Annotated in this window: 24 protein-coding genes; 11 read left to right on the top strand and 13 right to left on the bottom strand. The window is 44.7% G+C overall.

Going from position 1 to position 26,218, the window contains the following annotated elements; genetic code table 11:
• Nucleotides 1-24: 24 nt before the first annotated feature.
• On the top strand, nucleotides 25-1,038 hold the full coding sequence (locus AC5JPT_RS07825; protein WP_493857700.1) for an adenosine kinase: 1,014 nt from the start codon (nucleotides 25-27) through the stop codon (nucleotides 1,036-1,038).
• A gap of 213 nt (nucleotides 1,039-1,251) precedes the next feature.
• Here AC5JPT_RS07825 and AC5JPT_RS07830 read toward each other — a convergent pair whose 3' ends face one another.
• Together AC5JPT_RS07830 and nfuA are read right to left on the bottom strand one after the other, a co-directional pair.
• On the bottom strand, nucleotides 1,252-2,568 hold the full coding sequence (locus tag AC5JPT_RS07830) for an O-acetylhomoserine aminocarboxypropyltransferase/cysteine synthase family protein (RefSeq protein ID WP_493857701.1): 1,317 nt from the start codon (nucleotides 2,566-2,568) through the stop codon (nucleotides 1,252-1,254).
• A gap of 226 nt (nucleotides 2,569-2,794) precedes the next feature.
• A complete protein-coding gene (gene nfuA / locus AC5JPT_RS07835) occupies nucleotides 2,795-3,466 on the bottom strand; it encodes a Fe-S biogenesis protein NfuA (protein ID WP_319051012.1) in 672 nt (223 codons plus the stop codon).
• 628 nt (nucleotides 3,467-4,094) lie between these two features.
• Between nfuA and AC5JPT_RS07840 the strand changes: the two genes are divergently transcribed.
• The 5 genes from AC5JPT_RS07840 (at nucleotide 4,095) to AC5JPT_RS07860 (ending at nucleotide 9,294) form a co-directional block, all read left to right on the top strand.
• On the top strand, nucleotides 4,095-5,084 hold the full coding sequence (locus AC5JPT_RS07840; protein WP_493857702.1) for an alpha/beta fold hydrolase: 990 nt from the start codon (nucleotides 4,095-4,097) through the stop codon (nucleotides 5,082-5,084).
• Nucleotides 5,085-5,223: 139 nt separating this feature from the next.
• Nucleotides 5,224-6,291: a bifunctional nicotinamide-nucleotide adenylyltransferase/Nudix hydroxylase gene (locus AC5JPT_RS07845; protein ID WP_319051014.1), complete on the top strand. Its 1,068-nt coding sequence runs from the start codon at nucleotides 5,224-5,226 to the stop codon at nucleotides 6,289-6,291.
• Between the two features lie 24 nt (nucleotides 6,292-6,315).
• Nucleotides 6,316-6,963 (top strand): DUF4145 domain-containing protein, encoded by a 648-nt coding sequence (locus AC5JPT_RS07850; RefSeq protein ID WP_493857703.1) that lies wholly within the window; start codon nucleotides 6,316-6,318, stop codon nucleotides 6,961-6,963.
• 112 nt (nucleotides 6,964-7,075) lie between these two features.
• A complete protein-coding gene (locus AC5JPT_RS07855) occupies nucleotides 7,076-8,473 on the top strand; it encodes a nicotinate phosphoribosyltransferase (protein WP_493857704.1) in 1,398 nt (465 codons plus the stop codon).
• Complete coding sequence (locus AC5JPT_RS07860; protein WP_443526999.1) at nucleotides 8,467-9,294, top strand: SGNH/GDSL hydrolase family protein; 828 nt, start codon at nucleotides 8,467-8,469, stop codon at nucleotides 9,292-9,294. Before AC5JPT_RS07855 ends, AC5JPT_RS07860 begins: the two co-directional genes overlap by 7 nt.
• A 109-nt stretch (nucleotides 9,295-9,403) precedes the next feature.
• Here the strand turns inward: AC5JPT_RS07860 and AC5JPT_RS07865 are convergent, their stop codons facing one another.
• Nucleotides 9,404-9,682, bottom strand: a complete 279-nt coding sequence (locus AC5JPT_RS07865) for a type B 50S ribosomal protein L31 (protein ID WP_057761772.1) — start codon at nucleotides 9,680-9,682, stop codon at nucleotides 9,404-9,406.
• Between the two features lie 516 nt (nucleotides 9,683-10,198).
• Between AC5JPT_RS07865 and AC5JPT_RS07870 the strand changes: the two genes are divergently transcribed.
• Nucleotides 10,199-10,798, top strand: a complete 600-nt coding sequence (locus AC5JPT_RS07870; RefSeq protein ID WP_493857705.1) for a YceI family protein — start codon at nucleotides 10,199-10,201, stop codon at nucleotides 10,796-10,798.
• Nucleotides 10,799-10,916: 118 nt separating this feature from the next.
• Here the strand turns inward: AC5JPT_RS07870 and AC5JPT_RS07875 are convergent, their stop codons facing one another.
• Nucleotides 10,917-11,351, bottom strand: a complete 435-nt coding sequence (locus AC5JPT_RS07875) for a COG4315 family predicted lipoprotein (protein WP_319051019.1) — start codon at nucleotides 11,349-11,351, stop codon at nucleotides 10,917-10,919.
• Nucleotides 11,352-11,950: 599 nt separating this feature from the next.
• On the opposite strand from AC5JPT_RS07875, the gene AC5JPT_RS07880 reads away from it, so the two are divergent.
• Nucleotides 11,951-13,507 (top strand): FAD-dependent oxidoreductase, encoded by a 1,557-nt coding sequence (locus tag AC5JPT_RS07880; protein WP_493858446.1) that lies wholly within the window; start codon nucleotides 11,951-11,953, stop codon nucleotides 13,505-13,507.
• A gap of 210 nt (nucleotides 13,508-13,717) precedes the next feature.
• Here AC5JPT_RS07880 and AC5JPT_RS07885 read toward each other — a convergent pair whose 3' ends face one another.
• The gene (locus AC5JPT_RS07885) at nucleotides 13,718-14,401 is read right to left on the bottom strand and encodes an LOG family protein (protein ID WP_493857706.1); all 684 of its coding nucleotides are present in this window, start codon (nucleotides 14,399-14,401) and stop codon (nucleotides 13,718-13,720) included.
• Between the two features lie 306 nt (nucleotides 14,402-14,707).
• Between AC5JPT_RS07885 and AC5JPT_RS07890 the strand changes: the two genes are divergently transcribed.
• Nucleotides 14,708-15,673: an alpha/beta hydrolase family protein gene (locus tag AC5JPT_RS07890; RefSeq protein WP_493857707.1), complete on the top strand. Its 966-nt coding sequence runs from the start codon at nucleotides 14,708-14,710 to the stop codon at nucleotides 15,671-15,673.
• Between the two features lie 7 nt (nucleotides 15,674-15,680).
• Here AC5JPT_RS07890 and AC5JPT_RS07895 read toward each other — a convergent pair whose 3' ends face one another.
• Nucleotides 15,681-16,400, bottom strand: coding sequence for a 3'-5' exonuclease (locus AC5JPT_RS07895; RefSeq protein WP_493857708.1), 720 nt, complete (start codon nucleotides 16,398-16,400; stop codon nucleotides 15,681-15,683).
• A 196-nt stretch (nucleotides 16,401-16,596) separates the two neighbouring features.
• On the opposite strand from AC5JPT_RS07895, the gene AC5JPT_RS07900 reads away from it, so the two are divergent.
• A complete protein-coding gene (locus AC5JPT_RS07900; RefSeq protein ID WP_493857709.1) occupies nucleotides 16,597-17,187 on the top strand; it encodes a M23 family metallopeptidase in 591 nt (196 codons plus the stop codon).
• 216 nt (nucleotides 17,188-17,403) lie between these two features.
• Here AC5JPT_RS07900 and phoR read toward each other — a convergent pair whose 3' ends face one another.
• From phoR to dtd, 3 genes are all read right to left on the bottom strand, one after another.
• A complete protein-coding gene (gene phoR, locus AC5JPT_RS07905; protein WP_493857710.1) occupies nucleotides 17,404-18,513 on the bottom strand; it encodes a phosphate regulon sensor histidine kinase PhoR in 1,110 nt (369 codons plus the stop codon).
• A gap of 58 nt (nucleotides 18,514-18,571) precedes the next feature.
• Nucleotides 18,572-19,276, bottom strand: coding sequence for a phosphate regulon transcriptional regulator PhoB (gene phoB / locus AC5JPT_RS07910; protein ID WP_319051026.1), 705 nt, complete (start codon nucleotides 19,274-19,276; stop codon nucleotides 18,572-18,574).
• Nucleotides 19,277-19,388: 112 nt separating this feature from the next.
• Nucleotides 19,389-19,841 (bottom strand): D-aminoacyl-tRNA deacylase, encoded by a 453-nt coding sequence (gene dtd / locus AC5JPT_RS07915; protein WP_493857711.1) that lies wholly within the window; start codon nucleotides 19,839-19,841, stop codon nucleotides 19,389-19,391.
• Nucleotides 19,842-19,955: 114 nt separating this feature from the next.
• Between dtd and asd the strand changes: the two genes are divergently transcribed.
• On the top strand, nucleotides 19,956-20,792 hold the full coding sequence (gene asd, locus AC5JPT_RS07920; protein ID WP_493857712.1) for an archaetidylserine decarboxylase: 837 nt from the start codon (nucleotides 19,956-19,958) through the stop codon (nucleotides 20,790-20,792).
• A gap of 93 nt (nucleotides 20,793-20,885) precedes the next feature.
• Here asd and AC5JPT_RS07925 read toward each other — a convergent pair whose 3' ends face one another.
• From AC5JPT_RS07925 to fadB, 4 genes are all read right to left on the bottom strand, one after another.
• The gene (locus tag AC5JPT_RS07925) at nucleotides 20,886-21,515 is read right to left on the bottom strand and encodes an HD domain-containing protein (protein WP_493857713.1); all 630 of its coding nucleotides are present in this window, start codon (nucleotides 21,513-21,515) and stop codon (nucleotides 20,886-20,888) included.
• Between the two features lie 130 nt (nucleotides 21,516-21,645).
• Complete coding sequence (locus AC5JPT_RS07930) at nucleotides 21,646-22,221, bottom strand: isochorismatase family protein (RefSeq protein WP_493857714.1); 576 nt, start codon at nucleotides 22,219-22,221, stop codon at nucleotides 21,646-21,648.
• Between the two features lie 271 nt (nucleotides 22,222-22,492).
• Nucleotides 22,493-23,665, bottom strand: a complete 1,173-nt coding sequence (fadA, locus tag AC5JPT_RS07935) for an acetyl-CoA C-acyltransferase FadA (protein WP_493857715.1) — start codon at nucleotides 23,663-23,665, stop codon at nucleotides 22,493-22,495.
• A 231-nt stretch (nucleotides 23,666-23,896) separates the two neighbouring features.
• A complete protein-coding gene (fadB, locus tag AC5JPT_RS07940) occupies nucleotides 23,897-26,056 on the bottom strand; it encodes a fatty acid oxidation complex subunit alpha FadB (RefSeq protein WP_493857716.1) in 2,160 nt (719 codons plus the stop codon).
• Between the last annotated feature and the right edge of the window lie 162 nt (nucleotides 26,057-26,218).

The following is a 26,218-nucleotide window of genomic DNA, read 5'->3' on the forward strand; positions in this document are numbered from 1 at the left end:
AAACATATCAAAGAGAGGTAAGCAATGTACGACGTAATGGCAATAGGTAATGCGTTGGTTGATCACGAGTATGTGTTATCAGATGCCGCACTAGAAGAAACCGAGCTGACTAAAGGCAATATGACCCTAGCAGAATTTGAAGAGCAACAGCAGCTCCTAGCATACTTCCAGCTTGCCAACATTGCACCGTCAAAGCAGGCGGGTGGCGGTTCAGCAGCCAATACGATGTATGCCTTTGCAAGCCTAGGCGGCAAACCATTCTATGCTTGCCGCGTAGGTGACGATGATCAAGGCGCATTTTACCTTAGAGATCTGCACGAAGCAGGCGTCTCCACTTCAGAAAAATCCATCCATGCAGGCGGTGTGACTGGCTCATGTGTGGTCGCTGTCACAGAAGACGGTGAGCGTACTATGCAAACCTATCTTGGCACCTCAAGCGAGATCGCTGCGGACAACGTCGACTTCGATGCCTTGACGCAAGCGGACTGGCTATACCTCGAAGGATATCTAGCGATGTCTGAGAGCATTCAGCCAGCGATGACGCAGCTGCGTCAGCAAGCAGGTATTCATAATGCAAAAATCGCGGTGAGTTTTGCTGATCCTGCCGTGGTGAAGTTCGCCAAAGATGGCCTACTTAATATGCTGGGTAATAAAGTCGCGGTGATATTCTGTAACAGCGAAGAAGCCAAGCTATTTACAGATAAAAAACAGGTGAAAGCAGCAGCGCGTGCCCTACTTGAGTACTGTCAGACAGCGGTCGTGACTGATGGTGCTAATGGCGCCATTATCGTGCACAAACCAAATGACGAGGCAGAGATTGAGGTTTATGATATTGCAACGCCGGTAGTAGCTAATGTCATCGACACCAATGGCGCAGGTGATAACTATGCCGGTGCTTTCTTATATGCCTTGTCGCAACAATTTAGCTTGCCAGAATGTGGACGTCTTGCCAGCGAAATATCAGCGCAAGTGATTCAACAGTTTGGACCACGCTTGGCCTCGCAAGATTATCGAGACATCGCGCAGCGTATACTATAGTTCAGTACATATGATAACTAGCCTTATACTGATAAAATACAGTGTCAGGCGCACGCCTTTATATATAAGCTGATCATCTCTCCTTGATCACTGAACATATTTACATAAAAAGCCCATATCAAACAGATATAGGCTTTTTACGTTTGAGTGAGCACCGTTCAATTACGTTGCTTTTTCTTATACGTTGCTTAAAAAAGCAAGCAGTTGCTGATGTTATGCAGCAGCCAGTGCCTGTGCAAGATCCGCTTTGATGTCTTCAATATGCTCAATACCAATCGACAATCGCACCATATCTTCACTCACACCAGCTTGCTCAAGCTCCTGTCCATTCAGCTGACGATGAGTCGTCGTTGCGGGGTGGCAGGCCAGTGATTTGGCATCGCCAATATTGACTAATCGAGTAATCAGCTGTAGCGCATCGATGAAACGCGCGCCCGCTTCAAGACCACCTTTTACCCCAAAGGTCAAAATAGCAGAAGGTGTGCCATTCATATATTTTTTGGCAAGCTCATGTTCAGGATGATCAGACAGACCTGCGTACTTCACCCAAGCGACTTTGTCATGATCACGCAAATATTCTGCGGCAGCTTGTGCATTCTGTACATGACGCTCCATGCGCAGGCTCAGCGTCTGCATTCCTTGTAGGATACTAAACGCATTCAGTGGGCTAAGCGCGGCACCCGTATTGCGTAACGGCGCGACACGTGCGCGAGCGATAAAAGCAGGCGCCCCCACGTCTTTGACGAAATTCACGCCATGATAGCTATGGTCTGGGGTGTTCAATAACGGAAAGCGCTCTGGGTAGTTGCCCCAAGCAAACGTGCCGCTATCGACAATCGCACCACCAATTGATGTTCCTGTACCACTCATGTATTTGGTTAATGAATGAATCACGATATCTGCCCCAAACTCAAACGGACGACATAGCGCAGGCGTTGCCACTGTATTGTCAATCACCACTGGCACGCCGTATTCATGAGCGATATCGCTGAGTGCCTGAATATCTACGATATTACCTAGCGGATTACCAATACTCTCTGCAAACACCATCTTGGTCTTATCATCGATCAAACCCCGAATCGCTTCTGGGTCTTTGTGATCAAAAAACCGTACCTCGATACCCTGACGCGGTAGTGCGTGCGCAAACAGATTGTAAGTACCGCCATATAGCGTCGATACAGCAACGATGTTATCACCTGCTTCACAGATAGTCTGAATGGCATAAGTGATGGCTGCCATACCAGAAGCGACTGCAAGCGCACCGATACCGCCCTCAAGCGCTGCAACACGCTCTTCTAGTACCGCGTTGGTCGGATTCATGATACGCGTATAGATATTTCCAGCGACTTTGAGATCAAAAAGATCAGCACCATGCTGCGTATTATCAAACGCGTATGAGCTGGTGTGATAGATAGGTACGGCTACGGCCTTGGTTGTTTGTTCAACACTATAGCCAGCATGAATGGCTAGCGTCTCCAGACGCTGATTGCTCTCTAGGTCTTGCTGCTGGACTGCTTGTTCGTCGCTCATAGTACATTCCCTTGTGTGCATAAAATGTATAGATCAAAAGTTAATGTTTAACAATTACTGATTGAAAACTACTGCTCGAAAGTCAGCGTTTCAATACGGTCTTAAAAAGCTATCTACCAAATCATAGCAATAAAAAAAGCCAAGTTCATTAGAACTCGACTTTTTTATTAAATATAATACTAAAGCTATTGTTTGACCATTCAGATTTTATATGGCTAACAAGCTTTTATTTATAATAAGCATTCTCTGTGCGCGTATGGTCAGTATCATCAACCACTTGCGTCAGCTCTGGTATTTGCTGCTTAAGCTGTACTTCAACGCCTTGACGCAGCGTCATATCAACAGCTGAGCACCCTTGACAACCACCGCCGAACTTCAATACCGCCGTCAGACCAATGCCTTCTTCGTCAATCAACTCAAGTAATTGTACATCACCACCATGCGCCGCCAACCCTGGGTTAATCTCAGATTGTAAGACATAGTTGATGCGCTCTTCGACGCTGGCATCAGCGCCTACTTTAGGCACCTTGGAGTTTGGCGCGCGGAAAGTCAGCTGACCACCAAAACGGTCTTTATTGTAATCAATGACCGCGTCTTCTAGATAAGGTACTGACGCCGCCTCAATAAAGGCAGAGAAGTTTTCATACGTAAAACGCAAGTCAGCGCTGTCTTCTTCGCCCGGCTGGTTATAAGCCATGCAGCACTCTGCACGCGGTGTACCAGGATGCTCAACGAAAATACGCACACCGATACCATCGGTATCCTGCTTAGATAACAAATCTGCCAAGTACCCTTGAGCAGACTCAGTGATCGTAATGTTACTTTTCGCTTCAGCTTGCTCGGTATCTAATGCTGATTCGTAATCGGTAGACTGATCTGGTTGGTTTAGCTCACTCATAATATTTCCTATGCGTTATGACACAAATACAATATCTATTATGGCTACTGTGTCGTGAATTTGAATTTTTAATGTCTAGCATTTATGTTGGTTGGTAAGTCATCAGTGACTGAGGTTTATTATTGTATGACACTGATCACCATATTTATGAAAAGACCACAATGTTTGTGAAGTTCAATCCGTTTATAGTGGCCATTATACCTGAATCAAGACATAATTCCGACTGCGCTACTGTGAATTGGACAGTGACCACGACAAATGGTTGACATTGATTTTTTTAATAGCAAGAACAATCCATTGGGGTCATGTTAGTACGCTGATCTAGACGCTACCCTATATATAAAGACAGACTGGTCACTTATCAAGCACTCATTGCTTTTCTAGCAGGTCACAGGTTTTATTCTTGTCACTCTACATTGCTATACAATCATCGGTATGGTTTTCATCACTGCTCTATAAATCAATTAAACTACCCTGCAAATAAATTAATGCATACGCCGCAATGATTAAGTCTATACCGAGCAAATAATTTAGTTTTGACGTACTATTAACCATTTGATGTGCTGTTTTTATGAGCCATGGATGGCGGTATATCAGTCGTGCGTATGCTTAAGATAGGATCACTTTTATGATGACACGGACGTTGCACTTAGTAACTACCAAAGATGATGAAGAAATTGCCGTTTGGAAGGTGGTCGATACGGCAGCAAGCGCTACTACGACAGAGGGTTTAGCCAATACTGGTTCTGACGTTACCGCACAAAATGTGTTTTTGACACATGGTACGTTTTCAGACAAACAAACCTGTCTAAAAATCGCTGAGTATTTTGCGGGTTTGGGACATCATTGCTATATCATGGAATGGCGTGGTCATGGTGACAGCTCACAGCCAAAAGAGTCGTTTAACTTTGAAACTGTTGCCACTTACGACTACGAAGCGACTTTTCGTTATTTCTTTGAAGAATTAAAACTCAATAACCTGCACTGCGTTACTCATAGCGGTGGCGGTGTTGGTTTGACCATGTTTCTTGTCCAAAACCCCAGCTATATCGATAAGGTCAACAGCATCAGTATGTTTGCCTGCCAAGCTTTTGGGGCGGCGCTAAATTCAACAAGCTACGCGAAAATCCTCGCCGCCAAACTCGTAACAAGGCTAATTGGTTTTATTCCTGCCAAATCACTCAACATGGGGCCTTTTAATGAAAGCTATCATACGATGACCCAGTGGTATGATTGGAATTTGCGCAAAAACTTTAAAAGCAGCTTTTTGAATGCGGCAAGTTTTAGCCAAGGCGCTGCGCATGCAGACAGTATGAACGAGCCTATGCACCACTCAAAAAACGCTAGTAACGACTTTATCGACTATCGACAGTATATGCCACAAATCACGACCCCTATTTATTCTATCAGTGCTAAAGGAGATAATTTTATCTCCCCTACTCGCGGTTGCCAGTTGTTTTTTGATGGTTTTAAAAATTCGTACAATGTCTTTCGAGAATACTCGCTCAGTAATGGCAATTTAGATGACTACACACACAGTCGCATTATGATCAGTCGCAACGCAGCCACAGAGATTTGGCCAACAGTGACAGCATGGATAGAGAAGCATGCAGGTTAAAGCAAATATGCCGAGTAGATGATATCGATAACGACACACCCCTAAACATCTTTGCACTTGTCATAAAGTCATAGGCTGTGTCAGTATTAGCGTCATCAATTTTTAATCAATAAAAATAAGTCGTAGGAAGCTGGCGTCTATGAGTGAACTATCAGAGCAACATTCAGATAAGCAAAACCCCGAGCAAGAACACAGTAAACACTATCGTTATTTGGTTTTTATCGGGCGTTTTCAGCCGTTTCATTGTGGACACAAGGCCGTCATTGATGAGGCGCTAAAACGCTCAGACGATGTGATTATGCTGATTGGCTCTGCCAATCTACCACGCAGCTTACGCAATCCGTTTAGCGTCGCTGAGCGTGCTGCAATGATCAAAGGCGCTTACTCAGCAGAGGATGCTGCACGTATTCACTGTGTTGGGCTAGATGATGCATTATATAACGACACACGCTGGCTCCAGTATGTCCAAGCAGGCGTGAAATCTGTTACTGGTGACTTACAAACAGATATTGGCTTGATTGGTCACTCAAAAGACAGCTCATCGTATTACCTATCGCTATTCCCCAACTGGGCATCCGTATCGGTGCCCAACTATCACAACCTATCTGCCACGCCGATTCGCGACAGCTACCTAATGGGTGCTACGCCGACGCCCGAGCGTACGCCTGAGTCGACACGTAACGTCCTTGACGAGTTCAAACAAACCGAAGATTATCAGCAGCTGCACGAAGAAGCAGACTTCATCGATAAATACAAAAGACAATGGGAGTCAGCACCCTACCCGCCGACCTTTATGACGGCTGACGCGCTGATTGTACAGTCGGGACATATCTTATTGGTGGAGCGGCGCAGTATGCCAGGGCGTGGGCTTTGGGCACTGCCGGGCGGGTTTTTGGATCCAAAAGAGACGCTATTCGATGCGTGTATTCGTGAGCTGCGTGAAGAGACACGCCTAAAGGTCCCTGAGCCCGTACTGCGCGGCTCTTGCCACAGTCAGCATACCTTTGACGACCCGTATCGATCAGCGCGTGGTCGCACCATTACCCAAGCCTTTTATTTTCAACTCAAAAACGATCCAAAAGGATTGCCAAAAGTAAAAGGTGGCGATGATGCAACCAAAGCATTTTGGTTGCCACTCGCTGAGCTCGATGCCAAGATGATGTTTGAAGACCACTATGCGATTATTACCAAGATGGTTGGGTTGTGAAAATTATTAGGGAAACTCAAAAGAATGACTTATATACAACCTAAAGTTTTATCAAATAAATTTACATGCCCTTATTGTGGGGCAATTGCTAAACAAGATTGGATTTCAGGCACTCTCTCTTTAACTTCGTATCAGTTTCATAAAGACAATGAATTGAGAATTGGAACTTGTCAAAACTGTGCTAACAAAACTGTATGGCTTAAAGAAAAAATGATGTCTCCTGATACAGGAAGTGCACCTTTTCCTAATTCTGAGATGCCAGAAAGCGTCAAAAAACTTTATTTGGAGGCGGCTTCAATTCATACGAAGTCTCCTAGAGGAGCAGCTGCTCTTTTACGTTTAGCTATACAGGTTCTTTGCAAAGAACTTGGAGAGAGCGGTCGAAATATCAATAAGGATATTGGAAATCTTGTACAGAAAGGTTTGCCCGTCATTGTTCAGCAGTCTTTAGATATCGTACGGGTGACTGGTAAGGATGCTGTTCATCCAGGACAAATTGATACTGATAACCCTGAGACAGTTAGCCAATTGTTTAGCTTAATAAATGTAATTATTGAGTATATGATAGAGCTGCCAAAAAAGATAAATGGAATTTATTCAAGTTTGCCATCTGATAAAGTAGCTGGTATCGAAACTAGAGATAGTAAAGTAATATCAAATAAAAGTATTTGATAAACGAAGAGGTTTAGTTTTCACGCCAACGCCGATAGACGGCAATGGTCCACTGCCGCAATAACGCTTTTATTAAAGCAGGCGCGGCACATCAACGCAGAGGAGTTCTGTGATGTACACCAGTAATCTAAATAATTTAATCTTAAACAGCGACAGCTATAAGACCTCACATTGGGTGCAATACCCAAGTGGCAGCGAGTATCTGTCAAGCTATGTTGAAGCGCGCAAGGGTGACTACGATGTGGTGTTCTTTGGCTTACAAGCCTTTATTAAAGAATACCTAAGCACCCCTATCACGCATCAAGATATCGATGAAGCCGAGAAAGTTATTCGAGCGCATGGGCTAACCTTTAATCGTGCTGGCTGGGAGCACTTGATCGAAAAACACAACGGCTACTTGCCACTGCGTATCGAGGCCATACCCGAAGGCAGCATCGTGCCTGTGTCTAACGTGGTCTGTCAGGTTATCAATACCGACCCTGAGTTCTATTGGTTACCCAGTTATATTGAAACGGCACTATTACGCGCGATTTGGTACCCGTCAACGGTTGCTAGTGTCTCTCGCTACTGCAAAGACATTATCCGTCAAGCGTTAGAAAAGTCAGCGGACAACACAGAGTCGCTCCCGTTTCGCTTGCATGACTTTGGCGCACGCGGTGCCTCTAGTCAAGAGACCGTTGCGCTGGGTAGTTTGGCACATTTGGTCAACTTTGCTGGGACGGACTCGATGACAGCATTGGTTGCTGCCAGCCGCTGGTATCAGATGGGTGATGACATGCCTGCATTCTCTATCCCAGCAGCTGAGCACAGTACGATGACCGCATGGGGACGCGATGGTGAGACCGCTGCTTTTCACAACATGATTGATCAGTTTGGCGGTGAAGATAAAGCGTTCTCAGTCGTATCTGATAGCTATGACTTGTGGAATGCAATCGACAATATCTGGGGTGATACTTTAAAGGATGACGTCAAAAATATGGGCGGAACCTTAGTCATCAGACCAGATAGTGGTGAGCCGACCAAAGTCGTTCGAGAAGCGTTAGAGCGTTTGGCTGTGAAATTTGGTACGACGACAAACAGCAAAGGCTATAAAGTACTGCCCGACTACGTACGTATCATTCAAGGGGATGGTATCAGCGCACAGAGCTTGAGCAAAATTATTGATGTGGTGATGAAAGCGGGCTTTAGCGCCGAAAACGTGACGTTTGGTATGGGCGGCGGTCTACTGCAACAAGTCAATCGCGATACCATGAGCTGGGCAATGAAGTCGAGTGCTATTTGTATCGATGGCTCATGGAAGGATATTTATAAAGACCCAGTAACTAGCCGCTCAAAACGCTCAAAAAAAGGACGACTAGCGCTAGTACAAAACGAAAGCGGTCAGATAAAAACCATAAAAGAACAAGACATAAGTGCCACAGCTGACAACCTATTGTGTGATGTCTATGTGGACGGTCAACTACTAATCGAAGATAGCCTGACAACTATTAGGGAACGTGCGGGATGGTAGACACCAACAAACTAACAGCGGTTGCAAAAGACGTACTATTTGCCCCTGTGTACTTTTACCAAGGTCGTAAAATCAAGCGTGATACGGTTCGTCTGCCTGAGCCACACGGTGAAAGGCATGGTATGGTTAAATTACCGAAAGCAGATGGGTCGTCATCTGAAATAAATACCACACTCAACCTAATGGTCGTCGGTGACTCGGCAGCAGCAGGTGTCGGCAGCCAAACTCAGCAAGAGGCGCTGGTTGGCAAACTTATACCGATATTGGAGCAGCATCAGGTTATTCGGGCCAACTTTGCTCAGCTTAATTGGTCATTGCAGGCGACCACAGGTCATACCAGTTTTGATATTTTGCGCAGATTGTATGTCTTACCTGCTCCTGAGCAACCTATTGATGTAATGTTGCTGAGTGTCGGCGTCAATGATACGACTTCCAATGTCTCTGTACAAAAATGGCAGCAACAGATCGAAGACATTATTAATATTGCACAGCGTAAATTCGGTGTCCGTGAGTTAATATTTTTGAGTTTACCACCGATGGCGCAAATGCCTGCAATCCCTGCCCCGCTCAACAATTTTGTGGGTGCAAAAGCCTCATTGCTTGATGAAATATTACAGCAAGTATGCGCAGCTCATAATGGTGTCCACTACATGGCAACTGACTTTGCCCGTATGATAGAGGAGCATGCAAATGGTGACCCTATCGATATCGCTGTGATGTTCGCGAGTGATGGCTTTCATCCCAGTAGCCTGATGTATGGCTACTGGGCGCAGCAGATTGTAGAGACGATGACTCAGTTATTAGACTCATCTACCGCTTAGACTGACTACTAAGCACACCTAAAAACGAAAGGCTCAAAACAAAAAAAACCGCTGAATAGTCAGCGGTTTTTTATTGCTTGGCAGTATATATCTACACCATAAGTATAAATTACTCAGCAGCGTCAGCAGCTTTCTTGCTACGGCCACCGAATGCACCAAAGCGTTTGTTGAAGCTTGCAACACGGCCTTCAGTAGACGTTTTACGTTGCTCACCAGTATAGAATGGATGCGACGCACTTGAGATATCAAGTGGGTAGTATGGGTATTCTTTACCTTCGTATTCACGAGTCGCTTTAGTCTTAGCCGTTGAGCGAGTCAAAAAGAACACGTCAGCGTTAGTGTCGTGGAATAAAACTTCTTGGTAATTAGGATGGATATCTTTACGCATAATATACTCTCTAGGTCCGATGTATGTAGGGCAGTGTCAATCAACATCATAAATGATGTCTCAAACAAGCGAACACATACGTAACTGAGGCACTAAGGACATTACAAGTATGGCAACTGCATCACTGGCTTATTCCAGCACCCAATACCACGCCTCTGCTCACTTAGCCTTTCCCCAGCGGGAAAATTAAACCGCGATTTTAACGCTTTTTTGACGCGGACGCAAGCTGCAGTTGTGATAGAGATATGTGATAAGTTGTCAATAATATAGCTACGGTCTTGAGATAATCAATGTAATTCAGTACAATTATTTAGTTAGTAAAATTAATCTGTAGTATAAAATACTGTAGTTTATCTAAACAGATATGCTTTGACTATATCATTTATACTTAGCATATTAAACTACACAACTATGCGGTATTGATCAGGTCTACAGGAAGTATCGCTCTACTCATTTATAGACAAGCTTAGATTTATAATCAAGCATGGAAAACAAATACTCAATAAGGACTATTCAATGATAAACATGACAATGAAAACTACTGCTAAAGCGTTATTCGTCAGTTCAGCACTTGCTATCACTACTATGGCAAGTGCGGCACTACCAACTCAGTGGGAGTTAGATGATTCACATACTCGTGTTGGATTCTCTGTGAGCCATATGGGATTCTCGACCACAATGGGACATTTTAGTGATGTTGAGGGCGTAGTGAATTATGATATGAAAGCACCAAATCAAGCCAGCATGGAATTTACTATTGCAACTGATAGTATCGATACCAATTGGGATGCTCGTGATAAACATCTGAAAACTGATGAGTTTTTTAATGTCGAAAAGTACCCAACCATGACGTTCAAATCGACCCAAGTTAAATTTATCAACCCACAGCAAGCTAAAGTAACTGGCGACTTTACCTTACTCGGTCAGACCAAACCGCTGACGTTGGATGTTACGTTAAATAAAATCGATAACAGCCCACTGACTAAAGAGCCCGTTGCTGGTTTTCGCGCTACTGGTACGATCGATCGCGCCGCTTACGGTATGACTGCTTATGCTAGCGGTATTACGACCAACGTCCCTATCCAAATCGACGGTGAACTGGTAGAGAAAAAATAAAGACAGGCTTTACTGAATATCTACGTTCGTCCTGAATATCAATTTTTAGTCGACGGCAACAAAAAAGCAGCACCTATATAGGCGCTGCTTTTTTGTGTTTATACCAAACTATCGTAGATTATTTTGTTGGGATCACGTGCCAAACGTCAAGCTTATCGTCGCCATCTTTATCACCCATTTTGGTGTCATTGGCGTAGAAGTATAAAGGCTTACCATTCATGGCCCACTGATACTTACCATCTTCACGTTTGAATGCAGCAAACTGACCAGAAGCTTTTGCATTGCTTGGAGCTTGAAATATTGGCCACACAACTTGGCAGGCGGTGCCGCAAGCTGACATGTTCATTGAATCTTTGTCAAAAGTATATAGTGTCATGTGATTGGTTGCGTCGACCAATACGCCGTTTTTACTAGCGACTGGTGCAGTATTATTGCTAGTGGCTTGCACCTCATGTGTACCTGACATGTCATTACCGACGACGCTCTTTAGTGTCGTACAGCCTGTCAGAGCCAAAACACCTGTCAGAGCAGATAACATCATGATATTTTTCATAGTAACTTCCTTGTCATTTTGATAATTGTAATAATAAATTTTATGAGCCGTTTTTGTTTTCTGATATAAAAACTGGGCTTTAACCTCACTTGAGCGAAATCAATATAGCACACAGCTTTTCGCTATAACGGTCATCCATATACAAACTTACAAAAGTGGCTGAACTTTACAAAATGATTAAGTACGAGCATTTTCACTTAGCACCTTAACTCTACTATCTTGCTTCTTACTTCGCTCTTCTGTCAAAAACCAATCTGCGGTTATAGCACCTCGTTGACAAAACTCATGCATCTACTTACGTATTTGTCATCATATTATCTACAGTTCTTCGTAAAATAGTCTTATGGAAGTGAAGCATGACTACACAATAGACTATGACATGATAGACAACATGCTCACTGCAACTCATACATGAATGTTGAACTTAGCGCCTTTCGCACGCATATCAATAGTTATAAGACATTACACGATTACACCGAGCATAGCCTGATGCAAATGCTACTAAGGATACAACGACGACAATGACTCAGTCTTCTAATAAAAATCGCGCTCACCTTATCAAACAAGACTCTGCCAAACAGGGTTCTGCTGTTGACTTGATGTCTCATGGAGGCAAAAACATATCGCCTACAAAACGCGTTGGTATCTTGGGCGGCGGTACTGCAGGGTCAACGATTGCTATTCGCTTAGCAGCGCTAGGACTTGAAACTTACTTGTTTGAAAAGAAAAAATCACTTATTGATGGTCCACCAATGTGCCATTTGCATGCAGGTGGTAACTTATACCGTGAGATACCTGATGAGGATTGTGTGGCACTTCTCAAACAATGTATCGATATATTACGCCTCTATCCTCATACCATCGATGTTCGCCCCACTGTATTTGCGGTGCCAACACGCGATGAAGGGTTTCCTGAAGACTTGCTACCGCGCTTGAACACGTTAACAGACGCTTATCAAGAACTGATCGAGCAAGACGCTAACAATAAAGTATTGGGCGAGCCTGAAGACTACTATCAGCTCTATAGTCATGAACAGCTGCTAGAGCTCTCCAAACGTGAGCAAGTTGCCGTGCCGAGCACAGTTGATGAATGGGTGATACCTGTTGCCAAATACCTAGACTTAAACAAAGTAAAATTTCCCCTGATTGTGGTACAAGAGTACGGCTGGAATATCTTTCGTTTGGCGGCCTCTGCGCAGTTAGCGCTTGAAGAGTATAACCATGCCCATGTCTTCACTGATACTACGGTACAAAAAGTAGTTCCGGTAGATTGTGAGAACTGCACCAACGCCGATCATCATGTTACTAAATGGCGTATTGACTATCAGCAAGCTCAAAAACAAGAGAACGCCTCTCAAACTGAGTCTATCGAAGTTGATTATCTAATCAATGCGTGCGGTTTTCGCACTGGCGTCATCGACGATATGGTCGGTGTAGAAGTCACGCGTATGGTCGAGTTCAAATCTTCCTATGTTACTCACTGGGGCGATGCAGGTGGACAGATACCCGAGATTATTGTTTATGGTCAACGAGGTACGCCCGAGGGCATGGCACAGCTAACCCCTTACCCTGGTGGCTACTTCCAAATACATGGGATGAGTAAAGCGATCACTTTATTCGATGATGGTTTGGTGGCCTCTAACACTGACAGTGCTCAGCCTAAGCTACCACAGCAATATGTACACTATATCGAAGATGGTTGGGACAAGGCACCATTACAAGCGCGTAGTCAGCAAGCGATTGAATATGTGGCTGAGTTTGTACCAACATTTAATAGTGCACGTACCATCGGTAACGCGCTATATGGTGGGCAGCAAATCCCTGGAGAAGATGATACATTGCGAGTGGCTGATGTCAGCCTATACTCTAATATACGCTACGCCCGTGCAGAAAATGTCAAAGCGTCTTCAACCCTGATCGCTGCTGATCAGATAGTCAATGAGTTAACAGAACTTGGACTAGTAGATAACGATACACCGATGAATCGTGGTCGTTATGCGCACGAATGGTCATATCTGACACACAACGATGGTGTGTCTGTCGATAAGGTGGCTCGCGTACTCGCTGAGCAGCGCGGTTTTCCAATAGCGATGGCAGATGTCAATCATAGTGTCCGCGAAGCGGTTTTGGACGATTTGTCACCGGCTGGTGCGTAGCCGTTATCGTTTATTGATAAGTTGTTACTTTGTCCATACGTAGAAAAAAGAGCAGACAACCTATATAGGGTTATCTGCTCTTTTTTTGTGCTTGCTTGCAGTGTGCTTGCTTGCAATGTGCTTGCTTTCAATGTACCTGCTTTCAATGTACTAATGATGATTGCCATCATTTTATATTGATAAGCGTATTTAGGTTATATACTGACAACCCTAGCGGTTACTACCCGCCATTTTTTCTGTATCGACATCGTCTTTGATAGTCACGACGGTCTGTAACATGTCGATTGCCTCATCGATGGTATTGCATACTACTAGACGGTCTAAATCTTGCTGCTTCATAAAACCTTGCTCAGTCGTATATTTTAAATGCTCGATCATACGGTCATAAAAACCATTGATATTTAAAATAATCATTGGCTTTTCATGTTGGTACAACTGGCGCCATGTAGCGATTTCCATGATTTCTTCTAGTGTGCCTAGCCCGCCCGGCAAGGTAATAAAAGCGTCCGCGTACTCTGCCATGACGGTCTTACGAGTATGCATCGTATCAGTCAAATGCAAGCGAGTTAGCTGCTCATGAGCAATTTCGTGCTTGAGCATGAAAGTTGGGATAACACCCACGGCCTCGGCACCACCTGTGATGACTTCATCTGCCACCGCGCCCATAAGACCGATACTGGCTCCGCCGTACACCAACCCCATGCCATTACTTGCCAACGCACTGCCCAATTCACGCGCTGCCCGCTCATAGACATCACTGTTGCCCAAGCGCGAACCGCAATATACCGCGACCAATGGCATCGTCAACGCTGATTTATCCACTGCTTTTTCTATGTTTGTTATGTCCTTACTAGTGATTACATCGTAAGTATCGTCATTTATTTTCATTTGCATACAGCGTCCTTAATTTTTATATCAGGTTTTATTGAGTGCTTGTTATTGATGAAGGTCAAACACCGACACCCTTCGATTGTATTATCATGCACATTGTTTATAAAACGCGCTCAACCAAGGGATACAAAACTTGGAAGTCATATTTGAGCAACCGTCTCACCAGCATTTATCTTAACATAAGCAATGCTATCACACAGTCACAGGGATTTATCACTACGCAAAAACTACACTTTAAAGACATGTATTTGTGACACATCATAGTTTAATAATTATTATCTACCAATAAAAAAACACTAAGGTATAACGATGGATAATCGCGACGCTTCTTTTACTACAGATCACCCAAATTCTATCATCGATAACAACTTGATCAACGCTAATAGTACGGACAGCGCTACTGATATCGACATATACTCGCTAAGCATCATGACCGATCGCAATCAAGTACTGGCAGCTACAGTCTATCGTCCTAAAGAGGCGCCCACAAAAGCCATTATGATGGCGCCCGCTACCGGCATCAAGCGCCGTTTTTATCATAACTTTGCGACATATTTGGCACAGAGTGGCTTTGGTGTCCTGACCTTTGACAATGAAGGCATCGGCGAGTCATTGTCGACTGAGCTGGCAAAATGTAGTGCTTCTTTAATCAGCTGGGGTCGCCATGACATGCCAGCCGTACTTGATGCGCTACAAGATCAGTTCCCTAATGCGTCTTATCACCTCATTGGTCACAGCGCAGGTGGACAGCTCATTGGGTTGATGCCGAACCATGACGCCATCTCTTCAGTGTTCAATGTCGCCTGCTCATCAGGACAGATCAAAAACATGGGTATGCCCTATAAGCTCAAAGCGATGTGGTTTATGGATGTTTTTATTCCGACTACCAACTTAGCATTGGGCTATACACCTGCAGACAAGATTGGTATGGGCGAGCCCCTGCCACGTGGCGTAGCGCGCCAATGGCGTGAGTGGTGCAATGGCGCAGGCTATATCAAAACCGCCTTTGGCAAAAGCATTCACACGCATTTTTATGATGAGCTCAACATGCCAGCACTGTGGTTAGGCTTTAGTGATGATGATATCGCCAATAGTGAAAACATGGACGATATGATACGCGTATTTACCAAAATGCCTGTAGAAAAGCGCTTCTTGGACCCTGATGATTTTGGACTAAATCAAGTCGGTCATATGCTCTATTTTAGTGGTAAAACCAATGCCAAAGCACCAGAGCTTTGGCAAATGGCAGTAGATTGGCTGAGCAAAGGTGAATAGGCTTTAATTATTCACCTTCTTGAGTTTTCTCTGCTTCAATACGCTTCTTTAGGGCGGAGTATAGCGACGGCTGCATATTATGAATATTGCCTATCATCCATTTGACATAGCTGATAGGCACCTCTTTGATTGGTTTGCCTTTATGCTTACCAAACGGCATCTTACTCACAGGAGTCGCTTTGTTAGAAATCGCATGTGCCGCTGCAAAATCTGTTGGGGCAATCTCAAGTCGCTCACAGCATGCCTGATAAAGCAGATAGCACATTCGTGCGTCACCTAACGCGTCATGAGCGGCAATCGTCATGGCACTCGCCTCGCTCTTGCCCAATAACTGCTCAATGCACTTGGACTGACCATACGCGCGCCATTCTGGAAAAGCGGCGCGCGCCAGTCTCACGGTACAGATGAGCTTAGCAGAGGGACTACCAATCACTCGCCAATCAAAGCGTACGTTATGTCCGATCAAATATTCTGGTAGCTCAAATTGATCTAACTCAAAGCGGTCAAGACCAGCGACATCAGCATCCGTAATACCATGCACCTTGATGACCACAGGCGATATCGAACGACCACTGTTAAAATATTTCATCCACTCATATCCAGTGGCTACATTGATCGTCGCCACTTGAATCGGCCTCGGATCACGACCTTGATCGGTTTCAGTATCGATGACCAGCGCCGTCTCAGCCATAGTAGAGACATCAGCCGTATTAAAAGCATCATTCATAAGAAGTTAACCATCCATAGCACCGTCATCGCTCAACAACAGTGTTAAGTAGATAACGTTATATTTGCTGTGCTTGTGTTTAATGACACCTGTATTTATGGGGATAAAATCTATAGATAACAATGCTATACACACCTTTGTATACAGGGCTTCTATAATAAAGTCTTATATCGTATAAAACAAATAAGAGACCTCAATGCTAGCAGATGAAAAAAACAAACAACCCAAGCCTTCTATTTTTGGGCGCGTGTTGAGCGTACTGATTAGAGCAGTGGTATTGCTGGGGCTGTTATTTGTGTTTGATAAGCTACTGCCCGATATCAGCCAACAGACCCAATCATTTGTGGTCGCCAAATGGCAACAGATGAGTTTGCTGCAGCAAGAACTGCCGACAGAAGATAGCTTACCCAGCCCACTACCAGGGCAAAACCTAACAGATACGTGGGGCGCAGCACGCAGTCAAGGGCGCTCACATGAAGGTATCGATATCTTTGCAGAACGAGGAACACCCATACAGTCAACCACGCAGGGTATCGTGAGCAAAGTTGGCGAAAATACTTTAGGTGGCCTCGTGGTCGTAGTGGTAGGACCGGGCGGTGCAGGACATTATTATGCTCATCTAGAGGACTATGCTGATATCTCTCCCAATGATTGGGTCAATAAAGGTGATACTATTGGCTACGTGGGTAATAGCGGCAATGCAAAAGGGACACCGCCGCATGTACATTATGGTATTTATATTAATGGCAGTGCTGTGAACCCCTACCCACTTTTACAAAAGAATTAAGCATAATGTATAAAAAGCTCTAATAACTTATATCAAGAGAGGTGCTAGGGCGTGTCCCTATTTTAAAAATGGTGATAAAAATGAAATAAATCGCAAGCTAACAAGGAAAATAGTGCAGACAATATCGAGATATTGATCAGCTATTTGACGCCGCTTGCCAAAGATTTAGCCATTTTTAGCCCATTTAGTGATAAGCGTTTGAAGTAAGGACACGCCCTAGTTTGCGGTGACTGTACGCACATAAGTGGCTGGAAATACCACACTAAATGTCGAACCCTCACCCTCTATTGATTCAATCTGTAGCTGCGCTTCGTGTTGATGCAGTACGTGTTTTACAATAGCTAACCCCAGACCTGTACCACCTGTGGCACGGCTGCGACCTTTATCAACACGGTAGAAGCGCTCCGTCAAACGAACAATATGCTCTGGTGCTATCCCCAATCCGTCGTCTTCGACTGCAAACCGGCATCCATCTGATGTTCGCGTCCAACTGATAGTAATATTGCCACCTTTTGGTGTGTATTTTATCGCGTTGATCACCAGATTGGACAATGCACTGTTTAAGTACATCTCTGATCCATATAGACCATCATAGGTGTCTATATGCAGATGAATGATGTGCTTATAGGCTTGGTTATAGGCTTGCGCATCATCATAGATATTGGTGAGTAGCTTGGTCATATCTATAGCATTGACTTCGTGCGTCTCTTCGATCTCAATTCTAGATAAAAGCAGCAAGTCATTTACGATTCTATTCATACGCGCGGTTTGCTGAGTCATGAGCTCAAAACCACGGCGCCAATGGGGCGGCATATCTGGCTGATCCGTAAAGTTTTCCAAGTAACCGGTCATGACGGTCAATGGTGTGCGTAGCTCATGAGAGACGTTTGCTACAAAGTCTTGGCGCATCTGCTCTAGGTGCTTTAAGCGCGTCACATCATAAATAAATAGGAGTTTTTCATCACCAAAAAACGTGAGCTCAAATTTTAGGTAGCGGCTAGGGTCGCGCCATGACTCTATGTGGATGCCGTCATTGGGCAGCGTGGTGTCTTCATAATACTGGTGAAACTCTGGTATGGTAATAAAATCAAAGACACTCTTCCCTTTATCATCTTGCTGCAAAGACAATAGATCCTGCGCCGCCTGATTCCACCATCCTAAGCAATCATTCTCATCGATTAAAATCACCGCGTCTCGTAGTGCTCGCAGTGCGCTTCTGATTTTTTGTAGCTGCTCTGCTTCATGCTGGGCAGAGGTGTTTTCTGGGGTATCTTGCTGATGGCTGTTATGGTTTTTTTTGTGTTGTGCTGGCACTGTCTTGTCCATTTCTTATCCTTACCACTATCCGCTATTTTAGTATTCCAGCGACCTTATGTATGCAAGACTAGCTTGGCTCAATAAGACTAGAGAATCGATAGCCTGTACCGCGTACCGTCTGTATCAATGTATCACAGTCATGAGGACGCAAGAGTTTACGCAGACGTTTAATATGTACGTCGATGGTGCGATCTTCGATGTATACGTTGCCGCCCCAAACCTGATCGAGGAGCTGCGTTCGTGTATAAGCGCGCTCTGGATGACTCATAAAAAACGCCAATAGACGATACTCTGTCGGACCCACATCGATGACTTTTCCGGCGGCGGTCACACGCTGACTTTTGGTATCTAGACTCAACTGACCGATTTCAATAGGCTTGTCACTACTCATCGCACTACTACGGCGCAATACCGCTTTGATTCTAGAGATCAACTCACGGGTTGAAAAAGGCTTGGTCATGTAGTCATCTGCACCCGCATCGAGTCCATAAACCTTACTGTCCTCTTCACTTTTAGCTGTCAACATAATGACTGGTATCTCAGAGAGCAGCTCATCGTTCTTTAGCATACGGCAAAAATCAACGCCGCTTTTGTCTCCCGGCAGCATCCAATCTAACAAGATCAGCGACGGTCTATGATCGACCACTTGCTGGTGCGCCTCTGAGACGTCAGCGGCTTGCAGGCTCTCAAATCCAGCCATTTCTAGCGTCATCACAACCATTTCACGAATCGCAGGTTCATCTTCAACAATCAAAATTTGCTCGTTATACATATGACATTCTCAGTGTTAGAGGGCAAAATTTAGCATGCAAAAAGGCGATAAATACTCACCAGTCTTTATCTATTAAACGGATTAATTATGACAGCTTGATGACACTCTAGTGTCAGATCTCCAGTAGAAAACTTAGGGGTCCGTCATTGACACTAGCGACTTGCATGTCAGCGCCAAACTGACCAGTGGCGACGTTTGGGTACTGTGTTTTTGCATAGTCTATAAGTTGCTCAAACAGTATTTGAGCCGCATCAGGTGCCATTGCACCACCAAAATCAGGACGGCGACCTTTGTCTGTTTTTGCCATCAAAGTGAACTGCGACACCAATAACAAACCACCGCCTGCCTGCTGGACATCTTTATCCAGTTTACCAAATTTTGTGGGATCTTCATCATTTTCAAAAATACGATACGTGAGAATTTTATCAATCATTCGCTGAGCCGTGCTCAGACTATCCTCATGCCCCAAACCAATATAAGCCAGTATTCCATGATCTATTTTGCCAACACAATGCTCATCGATAGTCACACTAGCCCGCCTAACTCGTTGTATAAGTGCCTTCATTTACTCATTCCTTAACAGATTATGCTCAGACAATAATGGGCTGTCCATGATAAAATACGGTCATTAACTTGCACATGCAATAATGACATCATCTCTTATTTTGGTAGCCGTATTATGAATGTATTTACCACCTTACAACAGCTGGTACCACAGCAGCAGCTCAGCAAAGTCGCTGGACGTTTGGCCGCCAGCCGCCATCCTTATGTTAAACGTACCTTTATTCGTAGTTTTGCAAAAGCCTATAACATCAGCCTAGACGAGTATGAGCGCCAGAGTCTCAACGCGTACGAAAGCTTTAATGACTTTTTCACTCGTGAATTAAAAGAAGACGCTCGTACCATCGATACCATTGACAACGGTATCGTCAGCCCTGCTGATGGTATTATCTCTCAGCTTGGACAAATCCAAGACCATAAGCTATTGCAAGCCAAGGGTCGTCACTATGATGTTGGACAGCTGCTGGCTGATAGCGAAGATGGCAGTTACTTTGCGGATGGCAGTTTTGCGACGATCTACCTAGCGCCTAGCAATTATCACCGTGTCCATATGCCGTTTACAGGTACGTTGACCAAGACTCGCTACGTACCTGGCACGTTGTTTTCGGTTAATAACACTACGGCCGCTAACGTACCAGATTTATTTGCTCGTAATGAGCGTCTGGTATGCATGTTCGATACCAAGTATGGCAAAGCAGCTGTTGTCATGGTAGGCGCTATGATCGTCGCTGGTATCGAAACCGTCGCAACGGGCAAAATCACTCGTACTGACGACATCCAAGAAGCTGATCATGACATGCCGTTTGCCGCAGGGGATGAACTTGGACGTTTTTATTTAGGCTCAACGGCTATCGTGGTGCTGCCAAAAGCGGCAAAAGCTGACTGGTTGGATAACATGCAAGCCAACAGCGTCGTGCAAATGGGTCAACTGTTGGGTATGGCAAATACTCAATAATATGACCGTATAAAAACGCTCAAAATATCAGCCCAGTTAGGTGTGTTAATGCATGCTTAACTGGGCTTTTTTATGACTGTCACTCATATAGAGTTATGCATCGATCAGCCATCCTTGCTGGGTTGCATAGTCGATATTTTTGGTAAGCCAATCATGAATAGGTGGAAAGCTATCTTTGATAAAAGCAAGGGCACAAGCTACCTGCGAACGTGTTACCTGAGCTTCGACCCACGTTTTTCCCTCAGTATTGAGATTGAGTAAAAACGGCAATAAGCGGTCAACCACTCTAAGCAACTGACTTTCTTTGCTGCTACCCGTTTCTTGCGCCTCCCAAACCTCACTTAACGCTGCGATACCATTGCCGCGCTCTGCTTGTAGTCGAGCAATACCAGCGCGCTCTTCAACGTGCGCATCGCTACGACTGTTTGCGAATAAAAACGTATCGCCAGCGTCAATCTCACCTAAATCATGTACCAGTGCCATCTTTAGCAGTCGCTCATGATTGACATCTAATTCAAACGCTTCAGCAATCGACCAACACGCCATAGCTAAGTGCCAAGAGTGCTCGGCAGAGTTTTCGCGGCGAGTGGTTTGTGTCACATAGCTACGGCGATTGATACGCTTGAGGGCATCTAGCTCTAATAAGAAGTGAGTAACATCATCTATGTCGATGTTTGCAGCAGACTTTGGGTTGGTCAATGACATAGTTGTGTTTGAGGACATATTTCTCTCTAATTTTTTGATGATTTTGCGAATTATGATGTTGCTAACAGCAAGATAGCGCTGATCTTATCAAGCGCTATCTCTTATAAATGTTTCAGTTAAATGACTGAGCACCCTATTATATGACTGTCTACTTTATCAAATTAATAATGGTTTTGAACGCAGGATCTTCACTACTACGACATAGCTCAAATAATATCGACTCAACAGTACTGATCACTCCGCCCGCACGGCGGATACGGCGAATCGCTTGTTTTTTATCGTAAGGGAAACGAGAGCCAACCGCATCGCCAATGATGACAGGTTGCATGCCGTTGTCTAATAAATCTAATGCTGTCTGCATAATACAGACATGCGCTTCAGCACCAAATAGCAACACGGTACTACGGTTCTGCTGCGCCAAATGATGCCACGTGTCATTGTTATCACAAGCACTAAAGGTAACTTTTTCGAAGCTCTTAGCATTATCACCTTCAAGCACGTCGCGTAACTCTGGCAAGGTATCCCCCAACCCCTTTTTGTATTGTTCGTTCAGCATAATTGGGATATTGAGTGCTTGCAGCCCTTTGATTAGAGTAACTGTTTTTTTGACGATGTTTTCGTGGTCATAGATATGCGGTGTTAGGCGCTCTTGTACATCAATAATCATCGCCTGGGTGTTCTCACGAGCGATTCGATAGGTGCGATCATTAATCATGGTAGACATAGTACACTCCTTGTACGGCTGACAGTTATTATCAAAAGCTATTTTAGAATGATCATTAATAGTGCCATGGTTTATCTCACTCTTATTTAGTCACAGTTTTTTGGATGCGTCAATGGAGATAATTTGCAAACGCACCACATGTTTTGTTTTTGGGCATGTGCCTCGTTTATTTATGCCATAAAAAAACCCCCAGTCATTATGGCTGGGGGTTTTATTTATTAGAAAGTAGCTGTTTTTGCGTGTTCAGATAATCTTATTTATATAGACTAGATTAAACGCGCTCAATAACAGTAGCAATACCTTGACCAAGACCGATACACATCGTCGCTAGACCGATTTCAGTATCTGACTGCTCCATTGCGTTTAGTAAGGTTACGGTGATACGAGCACCTGAACATCCTAGTGGATGACCTAGAGCGATTGCACCACCGTTGATGTTAACGATGTCTTGCTTGTCAGACAGGTTCAGTCCTTTCAATACAGACAGACCCTGAGCTGCGAACGCTTCGTTTAGCTCGATGGTTTGCATGTCATCGATGCTCATGCCAGCACGTTTTAGTGCTTTGTTAGTAGCAGGTACAGGACCATAGCCCATGATAGCTGCATCACAACCAGCAACGGCCATACTACGAATACGGGCACGCGGTTTTAGACTAAGATCTTTGGCTTTTTGTGCGCTCATGACTAGCATGGCTGACGCACCATCAGACAATGCAGATGAGGTTGCTGCTGTAACCGTACCGCCTTTTGGATCAAACGCTGGACGTAGGTTGCGCATTTGCTCCATCGTCGCATCTGGACGAATCACTTCATCCACAGTACATAATTGCAAGCGACCAGCCGCATCATGACCTTCGATGCCGATGATTTCATTGTCAAAACGACCTTCAGTGGTCGCAGCCCATGCACGGCGATGTGACTCAAGACCAAAAGCGTCCTGCTCTTCACGTGTAATGCCATTCATACGGCCTAGCATCTCAGCGGTCAAGCCCATCATGTTTGAAGCTTTTGCATAGTGCTTAGAGGCAGCTGGGTTCAAATCAACGCCGTGCATCATGCCTACGTGGCCCATGTGCTCGACGCCACCGATGATGAATACATCACCTTGGTTGGTCATGATTTGCGCAGCAGCAGTATGTAGCGCTTGCATAGAAGAGCCACATAGACGGTTGACCGTTTGTCCACCAGCAGTTTTTGGAATACCCGCTAGCAGACCGATGTTACGACCAATATTTAGACCCTGCTCTAGAGTCTGGTTAACACAGCCCCAGATAATATCTTCGATGTCATTGGTATCAAAGTCATTACGTTCTACCAAAGCACGTACCAGTTCAGCTGAAATGCTGTCAGCACGTACATGGCGGAACATACCGTTTTTGGTTTTGCCCATTGCCGAGCGTACGCCATCTACGATGACCACATCTTTTGGACTTAAAGTTGTCATACTATCTTCCTTTTCAATTTTTATTGTCAGTGTAGGCAGTCCACTTCAGCGCTATGGTTTACTGGTCTTGCACAAAGCACCGTATGCTATGTACGTCGATGATTAATCCCATCCATCAGTTCTGAAGTAAATCTACTAAAACAGTACGTCTGCAATCAAAGAGTATTAATAAATCCATTGTTATCTCTCTTTTGCCAGACGTACCACACTTATCCTAATACGGTATGTTCATTAAGCGACTGAGTAAAAAGTCTCGCCAGCTGCTGCCATATCGCGAATCTTTTGCGGCGCTTCATAGGCTTTGCCAAGGTGTGCATACTTTTCACACAGTGCCAAATAGTTATCTAGACCCATTTGGTCAACATAACGGCAAGGGCCACCGCGGAATGGCGGGAAACCTACGCCCATGATCATTGCCATGTCGGCCTCGGCAGGCGTGCTTACAATGTTGTCTTCTAGGCAGCGAACCGTTTCGTTGCAGAACGCAATCATAGTACGGTCGATGATCGCTTGATCATCAAATTCTTGCTTGTCGCTGTCAGTCGTGGTTTTGAGTAACTCGTAAGTGGCTTCGTCAGCAACTTTCTTTGGCTTACCGCGCTTGTCAGTTTCATACTTATAGAAACCAATGCCGTTTTTCTGACCTAGACGCTCGTTCTCATATAGATGCTGGATGGCACCTTTGTAGTCAGGCTTCATACGATCAGGGAAACCGTCCGCCATTACTGCTGCGCCATGTACACCTGTGTCTAGACCGACAACGTCGATTAGGTATGCAGGACCCATTGGCCAGCCGAATTTTTCCATGACTTTATCGACATGAGCAAAATCAGCACCTTGCTTGAGTAGTAAGTCAAAAGCGCCAAAGTATGGGAACAAGACACGGTTCACAAGGAAACCTGGGCAGTCATTGACTACAACAGGGACTTTACCCATTTTAGAGGCTAGTGCAACAGTCGTCGCCACGGCTTCCTCAGATGATTTCTCACCGCGGATAACTTCTACCAGTGGCATACGATGTACTGGGTTAAAGAAATGCATACCCACGAAGTTTTCTGGACGCTCAAGCGCTTCTGCTAGATAAGTAATAGAGATCGTCGAGGTGTTTGACGCTAGGATGCAATCGTCTTTTACCAGGCCTTCTACTTCTTTTAGTACCGCACGTTTTACGTTTGGATTTTCTACGACCGCTTCGATTACGATATCAGTCTCAGAAAAGTCGCCATAGTTCAAAGTAGGACGGATACGGCTCAACGTTTCACCCATTTTCGCTGGGGTCATTTTCTTACGTTCAACCATTTTGCCAAGCAGTTTGCTGGCTTCGCCCATACCAAGGTCTAATTGCTCAGACTTAATATCTTTCATGATGATTGGCAGGCCTTTGCTGGCTGCTTGATACGCGATACCGCCGCCCATGATGCCAGCGCCTAGTACAGCGGCTTCATCGATTTCATGTGCTTGTTTGCTGTGTTGCTTCGCTAGCTTTTTAACCAACTGATCGTTTAAGAATAGACCAACCAAGCTCTCTGCTTGTGGGGTTTTAGCCGCTTTAGCAAAACCAGCCGCTTCTACTTCGATTGCTTTGTCACGTGGTAGATTGACGTGCTTCTCAATCGCTTCGATTGCTAGCGCTGGTGCTGGGTATTGTTTAGGATTGGCTTTAGCAAAAATAGCACCTTTGGCACTGTTAAACGCCATGGCTTGCTCAAGCTGGTTTAGCTTAACTGGGACCAGTTTTTCTTCACGTTTTGCTTTCCAATCAAGCTCACCTGAGATACATTTTTTGACTAGGTCAATTGCAGCATCTTGTAAGTCATCAGCAGGAACGGTTGCATCAACTAAGCCTAGCTTCAACGCTGGCAACGCTTTCTTTGGGCTACCAGTAGCGATAAGCTCAAGCGCATTGTCGATACCGATCACACGTGTACTACGAACTGTACCACCAAATCCTGGGAAAATACCAAGTTGAGTTTCTGGTAGGCCAATGATTGCTTTGTCGCTCATGACGCGATATTCACAGACCAATGTCATCTCACAACCACCGCCCATCGCAGCGCCATTGATGGCAGCAACTTTCGGGAATGGTAGGTCTTCAAAACGGTTGAAAGCGTCATTGACATGAACGACCCAATCTTTGATCTCGCTTTCTGATTTTTTGAAAGAACCGACAAATTCTGTGATATCAGCACCAGCGATAAACACGCCTTTGGCTGAAGTTACAATAAGACCTTTTACGTCGTCAGCTTTTTCTAACGCGCTAACGGCTTCACCAAACTGCTTGTTGGTCTCAGCATCAAACTTGTTCACGCTCTCATTTTCGGCGTTGTACTGCATGTTGGCGATGCCATCCTCTAGCATTGTCACCGTGATGCGATTTCCTTGGTATACCATTTGAAACTCCTTTCTATATAACGAAAGCTACGTTTTGAATTAAATAAATAGCCAGTTATTGTTAGTAAAATGGGTAATAGCACTCCACGCATGCTACGTCTTAGAGATAAACACATAGCTTACGCACGAGTGAAGATGTCTTTATTATCCAGCGCTCATGAT

This window comes from Psychrobacter sp. H26, from assembly GCF_059073035.1.